Genomic DNA, 14,054 nt, shown 5'->3' with positions numbered 1-14,054 from the left:
GCCGGGTAGCTGACCAGGGACGCCAGGCCCGCCAGGTAGCCGATCAGTCCGGCCGCGATCCCGGCGCCGAGCAGCAGCAGCACGTTCCAGGTCGTGATGTCCATGGGCTGCCTCCTCAACCCGTATTCTCCCAGCCACCCCGGGCGGCGTCCCAAACCACCTAATCCGGGGTCAATCGGACGCCGCAGGGTCTTCCATCGACCGGCCCGCAGGGTGACCATGTGGGGTATGGATCGCAGCGCTGTAACGATGTTTGCCCCTCGGTTGGGCGGATCTGTGGTCGCGCCCTGGGATGACGAATATGACGCCGCCAGAAGCGTCTGGAACGGGATGGTCAACAAGAGGCCGGCGCTGGTGGTCAACTGCCAAGGGGTCGGCGATGTGCAGGAGGCCGTGGACTTCGCCCGCTCTCACGACCTGGCGGTCTCGGTCCGCAGCGCGGGCCACCACGTGGCGGGTTCGTCGGTGCTGGAGTCCGGGCTGGTGCTCGACGTGTCGGCGATGCGAGGCGTGAGCATGGACGCGGCGAACCGGCGCGTCCGGGCCGAGGGTGGGGCCCTGATCGGGGACGTCGACCGGGCTACCCAGGAGCACGGGTTGGCGGTGCCGCTCGGGTTGGTGTCGGCGACCGGCGTGGCCGGGTTGAGCCTGGCCGGCGGTTACGGCTTCCTGCGGCGCAAGCACGGGCTGAGTTGCGACAACATGCTGGCGGTGGAGTTGGTGACGGCGGACGGCCGCGAGGTCCGGGCGAGCAGCGACGAGGAGCCGGAGCTGTTCTGGGCGCTGCGCGGCGGCGGCTGGGACCTGGGGGTGGTGACGGCGATCGAGTACCAGGCGCATCCGGTGGGTCCTGAGGTGTTCATGCCGTTCATCACCTACCCGCTGGCCGAGGGACGCCGCGTCCTGGCCGGGCTGGCCGAGTTCATGCGGGACGCCCCGCGCGAGGCCGGGATGCTGGCGGTTTGCTGGACGTTCCCCGACAACGAGGAGATCCCGTCTGAGGCGCGGGGCCAGCAGTTCGTAGGGGTGGCCGGACCGTACGCCGGTGACCCGGCGGAGGGCGAACGCGTCCTCGCCCCGCTCAGCGAGCTGGGCCCGGTGCTGACCGACTTCAGCGACCGGACGCAGTGGCTGGACGCCCAGCAGTTCTTCGACCCGGACTATCCGCGGGGCGGCCGCTACTACTGGAAGTCGTCGCACCTGACCGGGCTCGGCCCCGACTCGATCTCGACCCTGCTCGAGTTGGCGGCCAGCCGGCCGTCCCAGGCGTCCTCGCTTGATGTCTGGTTCAACGGGGGAGCGATCGCGGACGTGCCCGCCGACGCCACCCCGATCAGCACCCGGCACCTACCGTGCATGATCGGGATCGAGGCGAACTGGACCGACCAGTCCGACGACCAGGCGAACCGGGCCTGGGCGAACGACGTGTCGGCGGCGCTGAAACCGTTCGCGAGCGGCGGAGCGTACCTCAACTTCGACGACCTCTCAGATCCGGACGCCGCCCGCCGGGCGCACGGTGCCAACTTCGACAGGCTGGCCGCGGTGAAACGCCATTACGACCCTGACTACCTGTTCCGCTCCCGGACCGGGGTGGTGGGCGCACTGTGACTGGACCGACAGGACAGGAGAAGGCGCATGCCGATCAGGCTTGAGAACGTGGGCATCGCGGTTCGCGACATCGAGTCGGCGGTCGGGTTCTTCACCGACCTCGGGCTCACCGTGCTCGGCCGCGACACCGTCAGCGGAGAGTGGGCCGACACCGCGGTCGGACTGGATGGCAACCACGTCAAGATCGCGCTGCTGCAGACTCCGGACGGCCATGGTCGGCTGGAGCTGTTCGAGTACATCCACCCGGAGGCGATCGAGAATGGACCCACGCGTCCCAACCAGATCGGCATGCACCCGGTGGCGTTCTCGGTGGACGACATCGAGCAGGCGCTGAAGGTGGCCGCGCGGCACGGCTGCCATCCGTTGCGCGGGGTGGCCACGTACCAGGACGCCTACAAGCTCACCTATGTGCGGGGTCCGAGCGGCATCATCGTGATGCTTGCCGAGCAGTTGAAGGGCTGACGGCCGGGACGCCGGCGGAGTGGCCCCGGGTCAGGCCACTACTCAGGCTGTTCTGCGGAGTCCAGCCAGTCGCGCAGCGTGCCCGAGTCGATGACCTCACCGGTGGCGTTGTCGACGAAGTCGACCTGCACGTCGACGTCGTCTGCGGTGACGCCGTCGAACTGCTGGTAGAGCCCGCCTCCGACATAGAAGATGACCGCGTAGAACGCCTCAAGGGCGGAGAAACGGGCCGCGTCCACCTGCACGGTGAACTGCGTCAGGTCAGCGTTCATGTCGACTGCGGTGAATGAGCTCTCGGGTCGTCGACGAACTCCGCGACCGATTGCTCGATCGACGTCCGCATCGTGTCCAGCATTTCCCGCTGTTGCGCGCGGCTCATGGTGTACGTGACCGTGTCGTCGGAGTTGATGACGGCGGTCATCTCGCTCTCCTTGGCTGGCTCGATGATCCGTTCGTCGGTCAGTTCGCCGCTGGGGTCCATCATGGAGCGCATGACTGTGACATCCACGGTCAGCAGGTTTTCATCGACCTGGACCGGTTGCGCCGACGCCGTCGTGGTGGCTGCCTCTTCGGGCGGTGGGGTGGAGCTGCCGCAACCGACGGTGAACAGGACGGCTGCCGCAAGACAGAGTGCGGTGGTGATTCGTGTGGCCGGATGCATCGTTGCTTCCTGCTGGGATTTCGGATCGGGCGGCTGCAGGTCCTTGTGGAACACTAGTTGGCAACCTGGAGCCCGGAGTCCAATCGCCCGCCGGTGAGACTGGCTCCGGGCGAACTGGCCGTCATGCCCCGCGTGTTCAGATCATGCCGTTCTCACAGGCCCATCTTGCGAAACCGCCAGAGACGAACGGGAGCCGGTACTCGGTTTCGAGGAGATGATCTGCCAAGTTGCTGACCATCCTCACAGTGAGCAGTTCGTCACGAATCGCGTCACACAACAGGGCGAGGGTAGGTCTAAGCGAGACGGAGAAATCGTGAGCGGCCCTTCTGCCGGCGCCGTCGTCGATCACGGCGGTGGCTCGATGCACATCAGCGTAGGCGAGGACCGCAGCCTCACCGACATTTCGGCTGCCAACCACGAGTCTCTCTGCGAACTTCGCAAACGAGGTGAGCTCTTCGCTGGTCGTGAGTGCCCGGATGGTGATCCATTCTGCCTCCAAGACCTGAAGCAGGTGCGGATTGGCGTGGAGGCCCTGACGGAGCTCGCTTTCAACGGCATCTGGAATGATGACAGAGCGTTCTCCCGCGATCGATCTCAGCACCGCTAGCCAGCCGGCTGCAGCAAAATGGCTGAGGGGGCCGGTGTCTATGACAAGGTCCTGGTCCACCGCTGCCGTCATGAAGTGAACTGCCAGATCTCTGACTCGTCCCGCGGCGCGAGCTCTGGTAGGTCGCTCGGTTCCCAGGTATCCATTAGGAGATCGAGTGCTCGGTCCGTGTTGATGGTTTCAGAGGTAAAGAGCCTTAGCACGGCGGCCTGGTATTCCCTCGACAGTTCACCGGCCGGCAACTCGTCCGCGACGACAAGGTCGTGGGCAACGATGTCGGCGCGCTCGGTCTTGAAAGTGCGCACGCGCGCGGCCGTTTCGTCGTCGATGAGCGATAGATCGAGGAGACGGCGAGCCAAGGTCGACATATCCACTCGGAAGTGGCTCGCGGTTCGCACGGCAGCCTCGCGTGTCTTCGATCGTTCGGTTCCGCCCAGGCGGCGCCATTGGGTGTCGAGCGACTTGCGGGGCAGCAGGAGCGCCCGCGCGAATCGGTCAATAATGCGCTCTCGACTGTTCTGCGTGCTGTCGAGGCGCCAGTCGATGGTGTACTCGTCCGCGATCAAAATGTGGCCGAACTCGTGGGCTAGAGCCAGGCGTCGGCGACCAGTGCGCAGAGCGCCATTGACGACGGCAACAGCGCCATCCTCGAGCAGGACGCTGCCCGCATCTGCCGCTTCGGGACCAAGATCCAGAACGAACGTGAGGACGCCCACGCCGACCATCTTGGCGCTCAGGTTGTGCAGAGGGACCTCGGGGCCCACTCCGATGAGCTCACGAGCTTGCTGTGCGAGCGCCTCTGTCTGTGTCGCGCTCGTCGGTTCGTCGAACACGGGAATGCTTCGAAGCGTCGACCGGAGGTTGCCATCGTGCTGGGCCGTGAACTTGACCGCTCGCACGAACCGATCAATAGCTGTATCGATGCGCGGACTCGGCTCGCCCGGGTCAGACATGTTGCGATGCGACACGATCGCTGGTGGCGATTCCTGAACGAACCATTCGATCCGCTCACCTACCGCTTCTGCCACGCGGGCCAGTTCAAGGGCCGTGATCCGGCGAGCACCGGTCTCGATCTTGGCGATCGCGGAACGCTCAAGTTCCGATGAGCGCGCAAGATCTTCCTGCGTGAGGCCAGCGCGCTGGCGAGCTTGCGCAACACGCAGCCCCAGACTCGCGGAGTCGATAGCCATGTGTGCGATTCTAGAACAATCGGTTTGGGGACGCGAGTCCTCGCCGAGGATCGGTTCGCACACGCGTCCACTCTGTCCCGGGCGAAGCTCACTACCCGGCCGAGCCGCCAGCTGGTCCACCGGACGGGTTCCGCGAGAACTGTCCGTTATGCACGGGATGGCCGGTCAGCGCCTGGATCGGTTGAGCTGGCCCAGCCCAGCACCAATCCGGCGGCGAGCGTGACGGGCGGGTACTCGTACAGGTGGTCGATCATCGAGTGGACGCCGAGGCAGCTCCAGGCGGCCACCGCGATCAGGGCGGCAGGACGCGTGCCCCGCGCGGCCAGTGCGAGGCCTGCGGCGAGCAGCCCGACGAACAGCACCAGTCCGACTATGCCGAGTTCGGCGCCGACCTGGAGTGCCGACGAGTGGACGGTCTCGAGCCCGGCGCGGCTGCCGGCGATCGCCGACGACTCGATGAACGAGCCGGGGCCGCCGCCGGTGATCGGGTTCTTGCGCCAGAGGCTGAGGGCGTCCCGCCAGAGCAGGTGTCGGGCGCTGCTGAGGCTGCTGCCGCGGTTGAGCCAGGCCGGCCAGGTGATCAGGGTGCCCAGCCAGCCAACGACCGCGAATGCGAGGGCCAGCGCGTTCACCCCGAGCGACACCGTCACCCACCGGGGTGGGCCGCTTCGCCGGGCGATCGCCGTGGTGGTGAGCACGGCGAGCGGGACCACCAGGATGCTGGCGGCGTCCGACCGGGCTGCCAGCAGGACGCCGGCGACCACGATCACCGCGGTGAATGCCAGCAGGAACGTGTCCGGGACGCCGAGCGCCGGGTCGTCGGGGGCCAGCGGCTCGGGCCGGGCGGTCAGCAGAACGAGTGAGGCCAGCGCCACGAGTTGGACGCCGACGGCCGCCTGCGCGTTCGCGTACATCGGGACGACCAGGAGCACCAGCCCGAGCACGCCCAGCAGTGGCGGTATCCACCAGCGCCGCCAGCGGCCGGCCGCCAGCCGGCCGAGGACCACTCCGACGCCCGCCACGAGCGGAGCAGTCAGGTAGGGGATCAGCGGCGACAGGCCGCGCCATGACGCCACCGCGGACACCGCAAGCCACGCCAGCCACGCCAGCATCGCCGCGATCGCGAACCTGTCCGCTCCGGCCTGAGGGAGCCGGAATCGCTGCGGGCGACGGTCGGAAGCGGGCAACGGCATGAGGGTTAGCTTCTCATTCCCAGCGAGTTGGGGCACATCGAGTACCAGTTGGCAGTCGCCCACCCGCTCACAAGGCAACACGCCGGGGTGCAATTGGCGAAAAGTTCACCTTCACACTAGCCTCACTAGGCGAGTTACCCACCGGCTAGCCGGCCCCCGGATTGATGCATGTGTGACCAGGACCGAGAAGGAGAGTCGGGAAATGGAAACGTCGTCAGAGATCACTCCTCCGCCTGTAGCGCCCACCCGCCGGACCGTGCTGCACGCAGCCGCCATCGGGACGGCCGCCTGGGTCGCCCCGGTCGTGGTGGGAGCCACCGCGGCCCCGGCCGCGGCAGCGTCTCCTCCGGACCTGCCGGATGGCGTGGACATTGAGCTCTACTCCATCTCGCTGAACGCGAAGACCGGTAGGGGCGTGGTGGAGTTCGACCTGTTCGGGCTTACCAGCTGGGTGGGCACCGCCACTGTTATCTTCGCTCTCAGTCCCTCGGGAGCCTCACAGACCGTGGTCGTCTCGTCGGCCGAGGGCCTGGCGACAGCCAACTTCGGGAAACTGACAACAGGGTCTTACACGCTCACAGTGTCGGTAACCGCGAACGTGACGAGCTTCGTGTCGGATAGCGGGACGAATGACGGCAGCTGGTCGCTGGGGCCCGTGGTCGCCACTGCGACGGTGACAGTCAAGTAGATCCGTGGACGCGAAAGTTGCCTACCGGGCCCCACTACGCGACTTGTCTGTGATGCACTTGTCGGCCCGTCGACCATGTTGGATGTGATCAGACCCGCCTCCACGACCGCCAGGTCCAGCGGCAACCACCGGCTGGTGGTCGGCGGGATCGGTGCCCACATGGCGCTCCATATCGCGGGCGGCCGGCGGGCCGAGGCGGTCACCGAGCTGGCCCACCTGTGGTCACGTTGCGCAGCCTCCTCGGACGCCGAGGTCAGCCACACCTTGACCGTCCAGCTCACCGAGCCCGGCGCCACCCAGGCTGCCCAGGCGGAAACGCCCACCCGGGTGGCCGACAGCGACGCCCGCCGTCTTTGGGAGCGGACCAGCCGGGCGGTGACCCTGGCATTGATCAAGGCCCGGGCGGGGGAGCTGCTGATGTTCCACGCGGGCGCGGTCTGCCACCCCACGACTGGCCGCACCCTGGTCTTCGTGGCACCGAGCCAGACCGGCAAGACCACCCTCACCGCGGTGCTCGGAAGGCACTTCGGCTACCTGGGCGATGAACTGGTGGCGGTGGACGACAACCTGCGCGTCCTGGGTTATCCGAAGCCGCTGTCGATGCGCAGCAGGGACGGCGCCGCCCGCGCCGAGACGGCCGCCGATGACCTGCGGCTGCAACCCGCGCACGACCATCCCACGCTGGCCCGCATTGCGATCATCAACCGCGACCCGCAGCACACCGGGCCGGCCACCGCCGAGGAACTCGACCTGTTCGACGCCATCATGCAGCTCGCGCCGCAGATGTCGTCCCTGGGCGCCATGCCGGCCGGCCTGCAGCAGCTGGCAGCCGTCGTGGGCCGCACCGGCCCGGTCCTGCAGATCACCTACTCGGAGGCCGAGTCAGTGCTGCCGCTCGCCCACGAGCGGCTGGAGCAAGAGGCATGAGGGTCCGCACCCGCCCGGCACGTGACTCGCTCACCCGCCCCTGGCCGGAAGGGCCGGGCAACGAAACCTCGCTGCTCTACGACAACGAGGTCGTCCGCCTGGGTCCGCTCGGGTCGGCCATCGTCTCGCATGCCGTTCAGCCAGTCACCCCCCGGGAGCTTGCAGCAGCGCTGCAGGCCGAGTTCGGCGCACCGGCCGGTGACCCGCTCGCAGCCACCCAGACCGCAGTGGACGACCTGATCAGCAGGCGCGTCCTTGAGCGCCTGAGCACCGAAGACGAGGACAAGACATGACGAGCTGGCAGGTCTCACAGCGGGCGGCTTACGTGGTCAGCGACCACGAGCGGGTGGTGGTGCTGAGCCTCGACCACCCGGGCGTCCAACCGCAGGCGTTGCTGTTCACCGGCGCCGCCATCTGGCAGGAGCTGCTGGACCCCGACGACCAGTGCGCGCGTCCGGTCGTCGGCGAGGACGACCTGCTTGACCGGCTGGCCACCCGCTACTCCACCTCACCCGACGCCATCCGCCCGGAAGTCACCAACGTCCTGAGTCGACTGGCCGGCGCCGGCCTGGTCACCCAACGGTCCGAGGACTGATCGCCCCGCGTCGGCGCGAGTATCGCCACGTCGTGCATCACCAAGGTCAATCGGGCGTACTACGTCGTCCGACATGACGGCTAGGGGCCGTCTGGCTGCTTACCGCCACCCCAGGTGTCAGATATAGTTGACACATGGTCGAGGTCTTCACCACGGAAAGCTTCGACCGTTGGCTCAGGAAGTTGAAAGACCGACACGGTCGACTGCGGATCCTTGAACGGATCGATCAACTCGCCCACGGCAACCCTGGTGATGTGAAACCGGTGGGACAGGGAGTCCTCGAACTCCGCTTGACCTACGGCCCGGGCTACCGGGTCTATTACGCGCAGAATGACCGTGTGGTGATGTTACTGCATGGCGGCGACAAGTCCACGCAGCAACACGATATCGAGCGGGCGCACCAGCTCGCCGCCGAGTGGCGTTCAGAGGAGAAGGAAGATGGCGAAGATGGTCAAGTACACCCCGTTTGATGCCGCCGACTATCTCGACAGCATCGACGACGTTGCCGCCTACCTGGAGATCGCGCTGGAGGAATCGGCCGATGACCCGACCGCGGTGCCCCGCGCCCTCGGAGTGATCGCCCGTTCCCAGAACATGAGCGAACTAGCGCGCCGTGTGGGCATGAGCCGTGACGGCCTCTACAAGGCACTCTCCGACCAGGGCAACCCGACTTGGACGACCGTCCTCAAAGTCACCCAAGCTCTTGGCCTACGCCTCACCCTGCATGCCGTTGCGTGACCCAGGGCGGGCAGTTCATTGAAGCGCGCCGCACTTGATCACGACCCGCTCATAGTCAACACGCGTCGGCGCGGCTGGTCGGGGCTTCGCGGTCCATCGGGTTGTCGGCGGACGCCCATCGTGCGCTGGTCGTCATCGCGTTCCGGGACGCCAATGGCGATTTACACGGATCAACGCATTGCCGGCGACCGGGGCCGAGCTGAGGCTCAGGAGAAGACCTTCTGACAGACCCTCCGTCATGCCGCGCGGTGCGCGTGGGTTAGCGACCCCGACTGGGGCAGACACCGATGGCGCCCGAGACCAGGGCGGCGGCGTCTGCGGCGCGTTGGCCGTGCTGGTAGCCGAGCGGGTCGAACCCGCCCCGCACCCTGGACGACGCCAGCGTCGAGAAGTGCTGCGCCATGAACTCGCCGATCTGCTGTTCCTGCGAGCGCAGGACCGGCAGGTACGTGTCGGCCTGGGCTTCGGCTGTGTCGAAGGCCGTCCGGTTGGCGGCCGCGAGTCGATCGTCGATCCGGCCGGTGAAGCCTTGCAGGAACGCGGCCCGAAACGACTGGGACCTGGTCCGGCTGCCTGGCGGGGCGGTGGCGGCGGCTTCGGTGAGGGCGTGGTGGGCCTGGACCAGCAGGGAGGTGAACAGCAGTTCGACCGTCTCCAAGTCTCTCGAGAAGCCGATGACGCTGGACATCTCCACGTCGGAATGGAGGACGGCCCGGCAGCGTGAGTGGGCCGCGATGACCTGCAACAGCAGCGCTTTGGCGTTCAGGTAGGGCGGGTCGATGGGGATGCGGACCACGCCCGGGGTTGCGGGGCCGGACGCCGACCCGGTCAGCATCGCCTGGTCGAGGGCGTGCTTGGTCATGAGTTCCTGGGCCTTGGCCGTGAAGGCGATTGCCTCCGATTCGTAGGTGGTGGATTCTGCCTTTGCCAGCAGGGCACGTACCCGTTCCAGTTTGGGGTTTGCCGACGCAGCTGCGCTGTCGGTGGCCCGCAGCACCGCAGATCGGCGGCCCGAGGGTGGCGGCAGCAGGGGTTCCAGAGCCGGGATCCCGGACAGGATCGTCACGAACCGGTGGATCAGTTTCAGCCAGTCGGGGGTGGACGCCGCCCACGTGGCCAGCCAGCCTGACCCGGCCACCCTGGGCAGCCCGGCAGCGTCCCACTGCCGGAGCCAGCTGGGGTCGTTCACGGTGGGCCCGACCCGCGAGGCACGCTCCGCCGCCACGACGACCCGGGCAAGCTGCCCCACGGGCGACTTCCCGCGACGACCCTGGATGCGGATCAGTTCCGTGGGCTGCCAGCCGCCCCTGCCGTAGACGTCGCGCAGCCAGGCCAGCAGCACTGGTTCGGCGTCGGCCAGGAACACGGCGGGATCGATCTCGTCCGCCTTGGCGCGCCAGATCGCGTAGATCATGCCGGCACGAGCCCGGTCAAGGACTTCTGCGGTGGTGATGCGCGGCGGCGATTCTGGCCACTCGAAGCACCCCGACCCCGTGTCCGGGCCACCCGGCCGGCGGCCGTCCCCGGCATCGCCCCTGGCTCTGTGCCTGGCTCGCTCCTTGGCGCGCGCGGCTCGCTTCTCACGGTTTCGACGACTCATGCGGACGAGGCTAGCGACGCCGCCTGACAAAACCCGGCCCGCCGATGGCTGGCTATCAGACGGCGGCTGCGGCGGCCCGCCGGGCATTGTCCCGGCGCCGGGTGCCCGCGGTCCGATCGACAGCATCAGCGCCGACGGGCCGGGCGGCGGGGGAGTCATTGACGTAGTCGCCGGTGTACTGGTAGTAGACCGAGCCCGGCCCCGACTTGGGGACCTTGTTCAGAACCACACCCAACGGCTTGGCGTTGGCCTTGTTCAGGTTGTCCAAGGCCTGCTCGAGCATGTCGTAGGTGGTCGCGCCGATGCTCACCACAACCAGGGCTCCGTCAGCCTGGGTGCTGAGCACGGTGGAGTCGGTGACCGGCAGCACCGGCGGGGAGTCGATGATGACCATGGCGTCGCTGGTGAGGGTGTTGATGAGTTGACGCATCTTGTCGGAGCCAAGCAGTTCGCTCGGGTTGGGCGGGATCGGGCCGGCCGCCATCACCTGCAGGTGGTCGGACCCGGCCACCGGTTGCAGCACGTCGGTGTGGTGGGCGCGCCCGGACAGCACGTCGGACAGGCCAGCGTCGGGCAGCAGCTCAAAGGTCGACGCGACATGGGGACGCCGCCCCTATCGTGGAATGGGTGTCCACGGCCATCGACATATACCCGGCGACCGACCTCATGCCATTGGTCGAACAAACTCGCGCGCGGACTCAGGAGCTCTTCCAGCAACTGCTTGACCGACGTGGCATCGTGTCCAAGATCGAAGTCAAGGCGTTCTGCCCGAATGCCGAACCTGGGCCAATCCGCTACGCGGCCGACGAGCTGCGCTGGCACCAAGGGCTGGACCTTGGCTTTGGCTACTGGATCAACGGCGAGTGGGACTCCAGTTCCTGGCCGAGTTGCGTCGCGGTTGAAGCGGATGATTTTGTCACAGAGGAGGACACAGTGTGGCCATTTCTCTGGTCGCCCGAGTTCATCGGCTGCCGCACGATCATCGACGACTTCGAGGGAGTCGTTCCTGCACCCAAGCTCGGTCAGCTTCTCACCCAAGACCATTACTGGTACGAGTACCGCAACGCGGGAGGTCCGGCGGTCGCTTCGACAGGCTACGGCCTCGTAGCCGCGGCGCTCGCCGAGGCAACCGACGGTGTCCTTGCGTCCTCCGATAGCGCCTTCGACATCGAGCACAACGGTGAGACTGCCGAGCAATTCCTCTCCTGGTGGGGTGACCGACAGGTCGACTGGTACGGGCCGGAGCGCTTCTTAGCTGACGGACCTGGATTTGAGACCTGACTACCCTCTGGGTAGTTGATGCCTGTGATGAGGCCGCGGACGCTGACCCTCTTCGCTTTGACTGCAAAGCGAAGAGGGGTCCAGGGGACGCAGCGCCAGTACCTCTACGCCTGCCGGTCCGTCGAGCCTCAAATGGTGGTTGTGAAGCCGCCGTCGACGTTGATGGTCCATCCGCTTACATAGTCGGACGCCTTGCTGGCCAGGTAGATGGCTGCTCCCATGAGGTCGTCCAGACTTCCCCAGCGTCCCGCTGGGATGCGGTCTGTGACCTTGTTGTAGAACTTGGGGTCGGCGCGCAGCTCGCGGTTGACTTCGGTGGCAAGGAAACCTGGGCAGATCGCGTTGCACTGGATGTTGTGCTCGCCCAGTTCGTTGGCGAAGACCTTCGTCAAGCCGATGATGCCGTGCTTGGCGGTGGTGTAGGGCGGGCAGTGCTTGTCGGCGGTGAAGGACAGGGCCGAACCGATGTTGATGATCTTGCCGCCGCCCTGATTCATCATGACCAGAGCCACTCGACGACCCAGGAAGTAAGAGGTGTTGAGGTCGAGTTCGATGCAGGCCCGGTAATCCTCGTCCCGATACTCCTCGAACTTGCCGAACTTGCTGATGCCAGCGTTGTTGACCAGGACATCGATGCGGCCGAACTTGGCGAGGCAGTCCTCGACGACTTGGTCCATGTAATCCGGGTCTGTCAGGTCACCTTGCAGGAAGGCCACCTTGCGGCCCTCCGCCTCAACAACCTGCTTGACCTCGTCGACCTCGGGAGTGAAGTGCGGAATGTAGACGTCCGCACCTGCCTTGGCGAATGCCGCGGCGTACGCCAGACCCAGACCCGTGTTGGCGCCGGTGACCATGGCCACCTTGCCATCGAGTCTGAAGTAGTCCATCGAGAAGCGGGCGATTTCTTCGTTCACGTGTATGAGCTCCTTGCTGGGATTCGAGCGTTCAGCGCTCAGTTGGTCTCGAACACCGAGCGAACGAGTGCGATCGCTTCGGCGGCCACCTGGTGCGGGTCGGTGTAGGTCTGTCGCCAGATCGCCAAGCCATTGGCGACCGGTGCGTCGAGGAATTGCCGGGTGAAGGCTTCCAGACCGATACGGCCGGCGTATCCAGCGTCCTTGGCCGCCTGCAAAGCGTCCCGGACGTCGACGGCGCCGGTGAGCAGTGAGCCGCGCCCGGATTGGCCCAGTTCGAGGTAACCCAGCCACGTCACCGTGTCGCGAATGGCCTTGCCCATGTCGGCTTCCTCGATGCCCATGTGGTAAGTGTCCAGATGGACTTTCAAGTTGCTCGAGTTCGCCTGCTGCACATATGCGACAGCCTGCTCGGCGGTGTTGAGCATCGCCGTCTCGTAGCGGTTCACCACTTCAAACGTCATCACGATCCCGGCGGAGCGGGCGTACTCGGCTACCTGGCCGAGTATTTCGCTGGAGGCAGCCAGGCGCTCCCGGCTGAAGGGCTCACTGCGCTCCCCGAAGACCGCGTAGGAGACGCCGTTCAGCTGGTCGGCACCGAGTTCGTGGGCGAAGTCGACGGTGGCCTGAGTATTTGACGGCTTGAGCGCCGGGGGTTCGTGTGGTTGGGCGCCGGGGTTGGTGCGGTTGAGCGCCAACGGTGGTGTGGGTGGGGGCCACTGCTGGCGCTCACCCGGCGGTCAGGCCTGTGAGGCGGTGTGTTCTCGCATGTTGTAGGTGCCGGTTTCGATCCAGATGGTGTTGTGGACGATTCGGTCCATGATGGCGTCGGCGTGGACTCCGGCGCCGAGGCGGGCGTGCCAGTCCTTCTGTTGGTATTGGGTGCAGAAGACGGTGGACGTTTCGCCGTAGCGGCGTTCCATCAGTTCCAGCAGCATGCCGCGCATGGATTCGGTGGGCCGGTCGAGCAGCCATTCGTCGATGACCAGGACGGTGAAGGCGGCGTATTTGCGCAGGAACTTGCCGGCTCCGCCGGGTTGTTCCTGGGCTGCGGTCCAGGCTTCTTCGAGGTCGGGCATGCGGATGTAGTGGGCCCGGATCCGGTGTTCGCAGGCCCGTTTGGCCAGGGCGCATCCCAGGTAGGACTTCCCTGAGCCGGTGAAGCCCTGGAACACGACGTTTTGCTGGCGGGTCACGAATGAGCAGGCGCCCAGGCTGGCCAGCACGCCGCGGTCCAGGCCGCGTTGTTCGGCCAGGTCGATGCGGCGCAGGTCGGCGTTGGGGTAGCGCAGCCCGGCCCGCCGGATCAGGCCCGTGACCTTGAATCGCATCAGGTTTCGTGCCGCTGCTATACGGGTTGCGGCTCTCGGTTGAGGGTCGCGTAGTAGTGCTGTTCGTACTCTACTGGGGGCACGTTGCCCAGGGTGCTGTGCAGGCGCCGGTTGTTGTACCAGTCGACCCAGCCGGCGGTGGCGTACTCGACGTCGGCGATGGTCTTGTAGGGCCCTTCGTGGAAGACCGTGGTGCGCACACACTCGGCCTTGTAGAGCCCGTTGATGGTCTCCATCAGGGCGTTGTCGTAGGCTTATC

At 66.5% G+C, this 14,054-nt stretch carries 19 protein-coding genes and 1 pseudogene; 9 read left to right on the top strand and 11 right to left on the bottom strand.

Annotated features, from left to right (window positions below):
• The first annotated feature begins 330 nt into the window (after positions 1-330).
• Positions 331-1,608 carry an FAD-binding oxidoreductase gene (locus WBL05_RS02345; protein WP_424223476.1) on the top strand — a complete coding sequence of 426 codons (1,278 nt, stop codon included), beginning with the start codon at positions 331-333 and terminating at the stop codon, positions 1,606-1,608.
• Between the two features lie 27 nt (positions 1,609-1,635).
• A complete protein-coding gene (locus WBL05_RS02340) occupies positions 1,636-2,070 on the top strand; it encodes a VOC family protein (protein ID WP_424223475.1) in 435 nt (144 codons plus the stop codon).
• Positions 2,071-2,108: 38 nt separating this feature from the next.
• Here the strand turns inward: WBL05_RS02340 and WBL05_RS02335 are convergent, their stop codons facing one another.
• From WBL05_RS02335 to WBL05_RS02315, 5 genes are all read right to left on the bottom strand, one after another.
• Positions 2,109-2,342, bottom strand: a complete 234-nt coding sequence (locus WBL05_RS02335) for a hypothetical protein (RefSeq protein ID WP_424223473.1) — start codon at positions 2,340-2,342, stop codon at positions 2,109-2,111.
• Positions 2,339-2,785, bottom strand: a complete 447-nt coding sequence (locus tag WBL05_RS02330) for a hypothetical protein (RefSeq protein ID WP_424223471.1) — start codon at positions 2,783-2,785, stop codon at positions 2,339-2,341. The genes WBL05_RS02335 and WBL05_RS02330 overlap by 4 nt, the downstream gene beginning before the upstream one ends.
• An 82-nt stretch (positions 2,786-2,867) precedes the next feature.
• Entirely contained in the window at positions 2,868-3,398 is a 531-nt protein-coding gene (locus WBL05_RS02325) for a hypothetical protein (RefSeq protein WP_424223470.1), read from the bottom strand.
• Positions 3,399-3,406: 8 nt separating this feature from the next.
• Entirely contained in the window at positions 3,407-4,528 is a 1,122-nt protein-coding gene (locus tag WBL05_RS02320; RefSeq protein ID WP_424223468.1) for a helix-turn-helix domain-containing protein, read from the bottom strand.
• Positions 4,529-4,674: 146 nt separating this feature from the next.
• Positions 4,675-5,721, bottom strand: a complete 1,047-nt coding sequence (locus tag WBL05_RS02315) for an O-antigen ligase family protein (protein ID WP_424223466.1) — start codon at positions 5,719-5,721, stop codon at positions 4,675-4,677.
• Positions 5,722-5,923: 202 nt separating this feature from the next.
• On the opposite strand from WBL05_RS02315, the gene WBL05_RS02310 reads away from it, so the two are divergent.
• The 6 genes from WBL05_RS02310 (at position 5,924) to WBL05_RS02285 (ending at position 8,669) form a co-directional block, all read left to right on the top strand.
• Positions 5,924-6,409, top strand: coding sequence for a hypothetical protein (locus tag WBL05_RS02310; protein WP_424223465.1), 486 nt, complete (start codon positions 5,924-5,926; stop codon positions 6,407-6,409).
• A gap of 84 nt (positions 6,410-6,493) precedes the next feature.
• The gene (locus tag WBL05_RS02305; protein WP_424223463.1) at positions 6,494-7,336 is read left to right on the top strand and encodes a hypothetical protein; all 843 of its coding nucleotides are present in this window, start codon (positions 6,494-6,496) and stop codon (positions 7,334-7,336) included.
• Entirely contained in the window at positions 7,333-7,629 is a 297-nt protein-coding gene (locus WBL05_RS02300) for a hypothetical protein (protein ID WP_424223461.1), read from the top strand. Before WBL05_RS02305 ends, WBL05_RS02300 begins: the two co-directional genes overlap by 4 nt.
• Positions 7,626-7,931 (top strand): PqqD family protein, encoded by a 306-nt coding sequence (locus WBL05_RS02295; protein ID WP_424223460.1) that lies wholly within the window; start codon positions 7,626-7,628, stop codon positions 7,929-7,931. Before WBL05_RS02300 ends, WBL05_RS02295 begins: the two co-directional genes overlap by 4 nt.
• 134 nt (positions 7,932-8,065) lie before the next feature.
• The gene (locus tag WBL05_RS02290) at positions 8,066-8,401 is read left to right on the top strand and encodes a type II toxin-antitoxin system RelE/ParE family toxin (protein ID WP_424223458.1); all 336 of its coding nucleotides are present in this window, start codon (positions 8,066-8,068) and stop codon (positions 8,399-8,401) included.
• A complete protein-coding gene (locus WBL05_RS02285; RefSeq protein ID WP_424223457.1) occupies positions 8,370-8,669 on the top strand; it encodes an addiction module antidote protein in 300 nt (99 codons plus the stop codon). The genes WBL05_RS02290 and WBL05_RS02285 overlap by 32 nt, the downstream gene beginning before the upstream one ends.
• 259 nt (positions 8,670-8,928) lie before the next feature.
• Here the strand turns inward: WBL05_RS02285 and WBL05_RS02280 are convergent, their stop codons facing one another.
• Positions 8,929-10,083 (bottom strand): DUF2786 domain-containing protein, encoded by a 1,155-nt coding sequence (locus tag WBL05_RS02280; protein WP_424223456.1) that lies wholly within the window; start codon positions 10,081-10,083, stop codon positions 8,929-8,931.
• 241 nt (positions 10,084-10,324) lie between these two features.
• Positions 10,325-10,822, bottom strand: coding sequence for a tyrosine-protein kinase family protein (locus WBL05_RS02275; RefSeq protein ID WP_424223454.1), 498 nt, complete (start codon positions 10,820-10,822; stop codon positions 10,325-10,327).
• Positions 10,823-10,896: 74 nt separating this feature from the next.
• Here WBL05_RS02275 and WBL05_RS02270 point away from each other — a divergent pair, with 74 nt between their 5' ends.
• Positions 10,897-11,550 carry a hypothetical protein gene (locus WBL05_RS02270; protein WP_424223452.1) on the top strand — a complete coding sequence of 218 codons (654 nt, stop codon included), beginning with the start codon at positions 10,897-10,899 and terminating at the stop codon, positions 11,548-11,550.
• A gap of 128 nt (positions 11,551-11,678) precedes the next feature.
• Here WBL05_RS02270 and WBL05_RS02265 read toward each other — a convergent pair whose 3' ends face one another.
• From WBL05_RS02265 to WBL05_RS02250, 4 genes and pseudogenes are all read right to left on the bottom strand, one after another.
• Positions 11,679-12,464: an SDR family oxidoreductase gene (locus tag WBL05_RS02265; protein ID WP_424223451.1), complete on the bottom strand. Its 786-nt coding sequence runs from the start codon at positions 12,462-12,464 to the stop codon at positions 11,679-11,681.
• A gap of 38 nt (positions 12,465-12,502) precedes the next feature.
• Positions 12,503-13,162, bottom strand: coding sequence for a sugar phosphate isomerase/epimerase family protein (locus WBL05_RS02260; RefSeq protein WP_424223450.1), 660 nt, complete (start codon positions 13,160-13,162; stop codon positions 12,503-12,505).
• A 42-nt stretch (positions 13,163-13,204) separates the two neighbouring features.
• Positions 13,205-13,795 carry an ATP-binding protein gene (locus tag WBL05_RS02255; protein ID WP_424223449.1) on the bottom strand — a complete coding sequence of 197 codons (591 nt, stop codon included), beginning with the start codon at positions 13,793-13,795 and terminating at the stop codon, positions 13,205-13,207.
• A gap of 17 nt (positions 13,796-13,812) precedes the next feature.
• Positions 13,813-14,049, bottom strand: a pseudogene (locus WBL05_RS02250) (integrase core domain-containing protein); the annotation flags it as partial.
• Positions 14,050-14,054: the final 5 nt, after the last annotated feature.

The sequence above is a fragment of the Brooklawnia sp. genome (assembly GCF_049651565.1).
Taxonomy (GTDB): domain Bacteria; phylum Actinomycetota; class Actinomycetes; order Propionibacteriales; family Propionibacteriaceae; genus Brooklawnia.
This window is presented reverse-complemented; position numbering and strand designations above follow the sequence as displayed.

What these genes read in the sequence shown, in the direction of transcription:
- WBL05_RS02320 (WP_424223468.1), bottom strand. Translation starts at nt 4,528, where the DNA reads ATGGCTATCGACTCCGCGAGTCTGGGGCTGCGTGTTGCGCAAGCTCGC.
- WBL05_RS02300 (WP_424223461.1), top strand. Translation starts at nt 7,333, where the DNA reads ATGAGGGTCCGCACCCGCCCGGCACGTGACTCGCTCACCCGCCCCTGG.
- WBL05_RS02255 (WP_424223449.1), bottom strand. Translation starts at nt 13,795, where the DNA reads ATGCGATTCAAGGTCACGGGCCTGATCCGGCGGGCCGGGCTGCGCTAC.
- WBL05_RS02285 (WP_424223457.1), top strand. Translation starts at nt 8,370, where the DNA reads ATGGCGAAGATGGTCAAGTACACCCCGTTTGATGCCGCCGACTATCTC.
- WBL05_RS02280 (WP_424223456.1), bottom strand. Translation starts at nt 10,083, where the DNA reads ATGATCTACGCGATCTGGCGCGCCAAGGCGGACGAGATCGATCCCGCC.
- WBL05_RS02310 (WP_424223465.1), top strand. Translation starts at nt 5,924, where the DNA reads ATGGAAACGTCGTCAGAGATCACTCCTCCGCCTGTAGCGCCCACCCGC.
- WBL05_RS02335 (WP_424223473.1), bottom strand. Translation starts at nt 2,342, where the DNA reads ATGAACGCTGACCTGACGCAGTTCACCGTGCAGGTGGACGCGGCCCGT.
- WBL05_RS02295 (WP_424223460.1), top strand. Translation starts at nt 7,626, where the DNA reads ATGACGAGCTGGCAGGTCTCACAGCGGGCGGCTTACGTGGTCAGCGAC.
- WBL05_RS02315 (WP_424223466.1), bottom strand. Translation starts at nt 5,721, where the DNA reads ATGCCGTTGCCCGCTTCCGACCGTCGCCCGCAGCGATTCCGGCTCCCT.
- WBL05_RS02290 (WP_424223458.1), top strand. Translation starts at nt 8,066, where the DNA reads ATGGTCGAGGTCTTCACCACGGAAAGCTTCGACCGTTGGCTCAGGAAG.
- WBL05_RS02340 (WP_424223475.1), top strand. Translation starts at nt 1,636, where the DNA reads ATGCCGATCAGGCTTGAGAACGTGGGCATCGCGGTTCGCGACATCGAG.
- WBL05_RS02345 (WP_424223476.1), top strand. Translation starts at nt 331, where the DNA reads ATGGTCAACAAGAGGCCGGCGCTGGTGGTCAACTGCCAAGGGGTCGGC.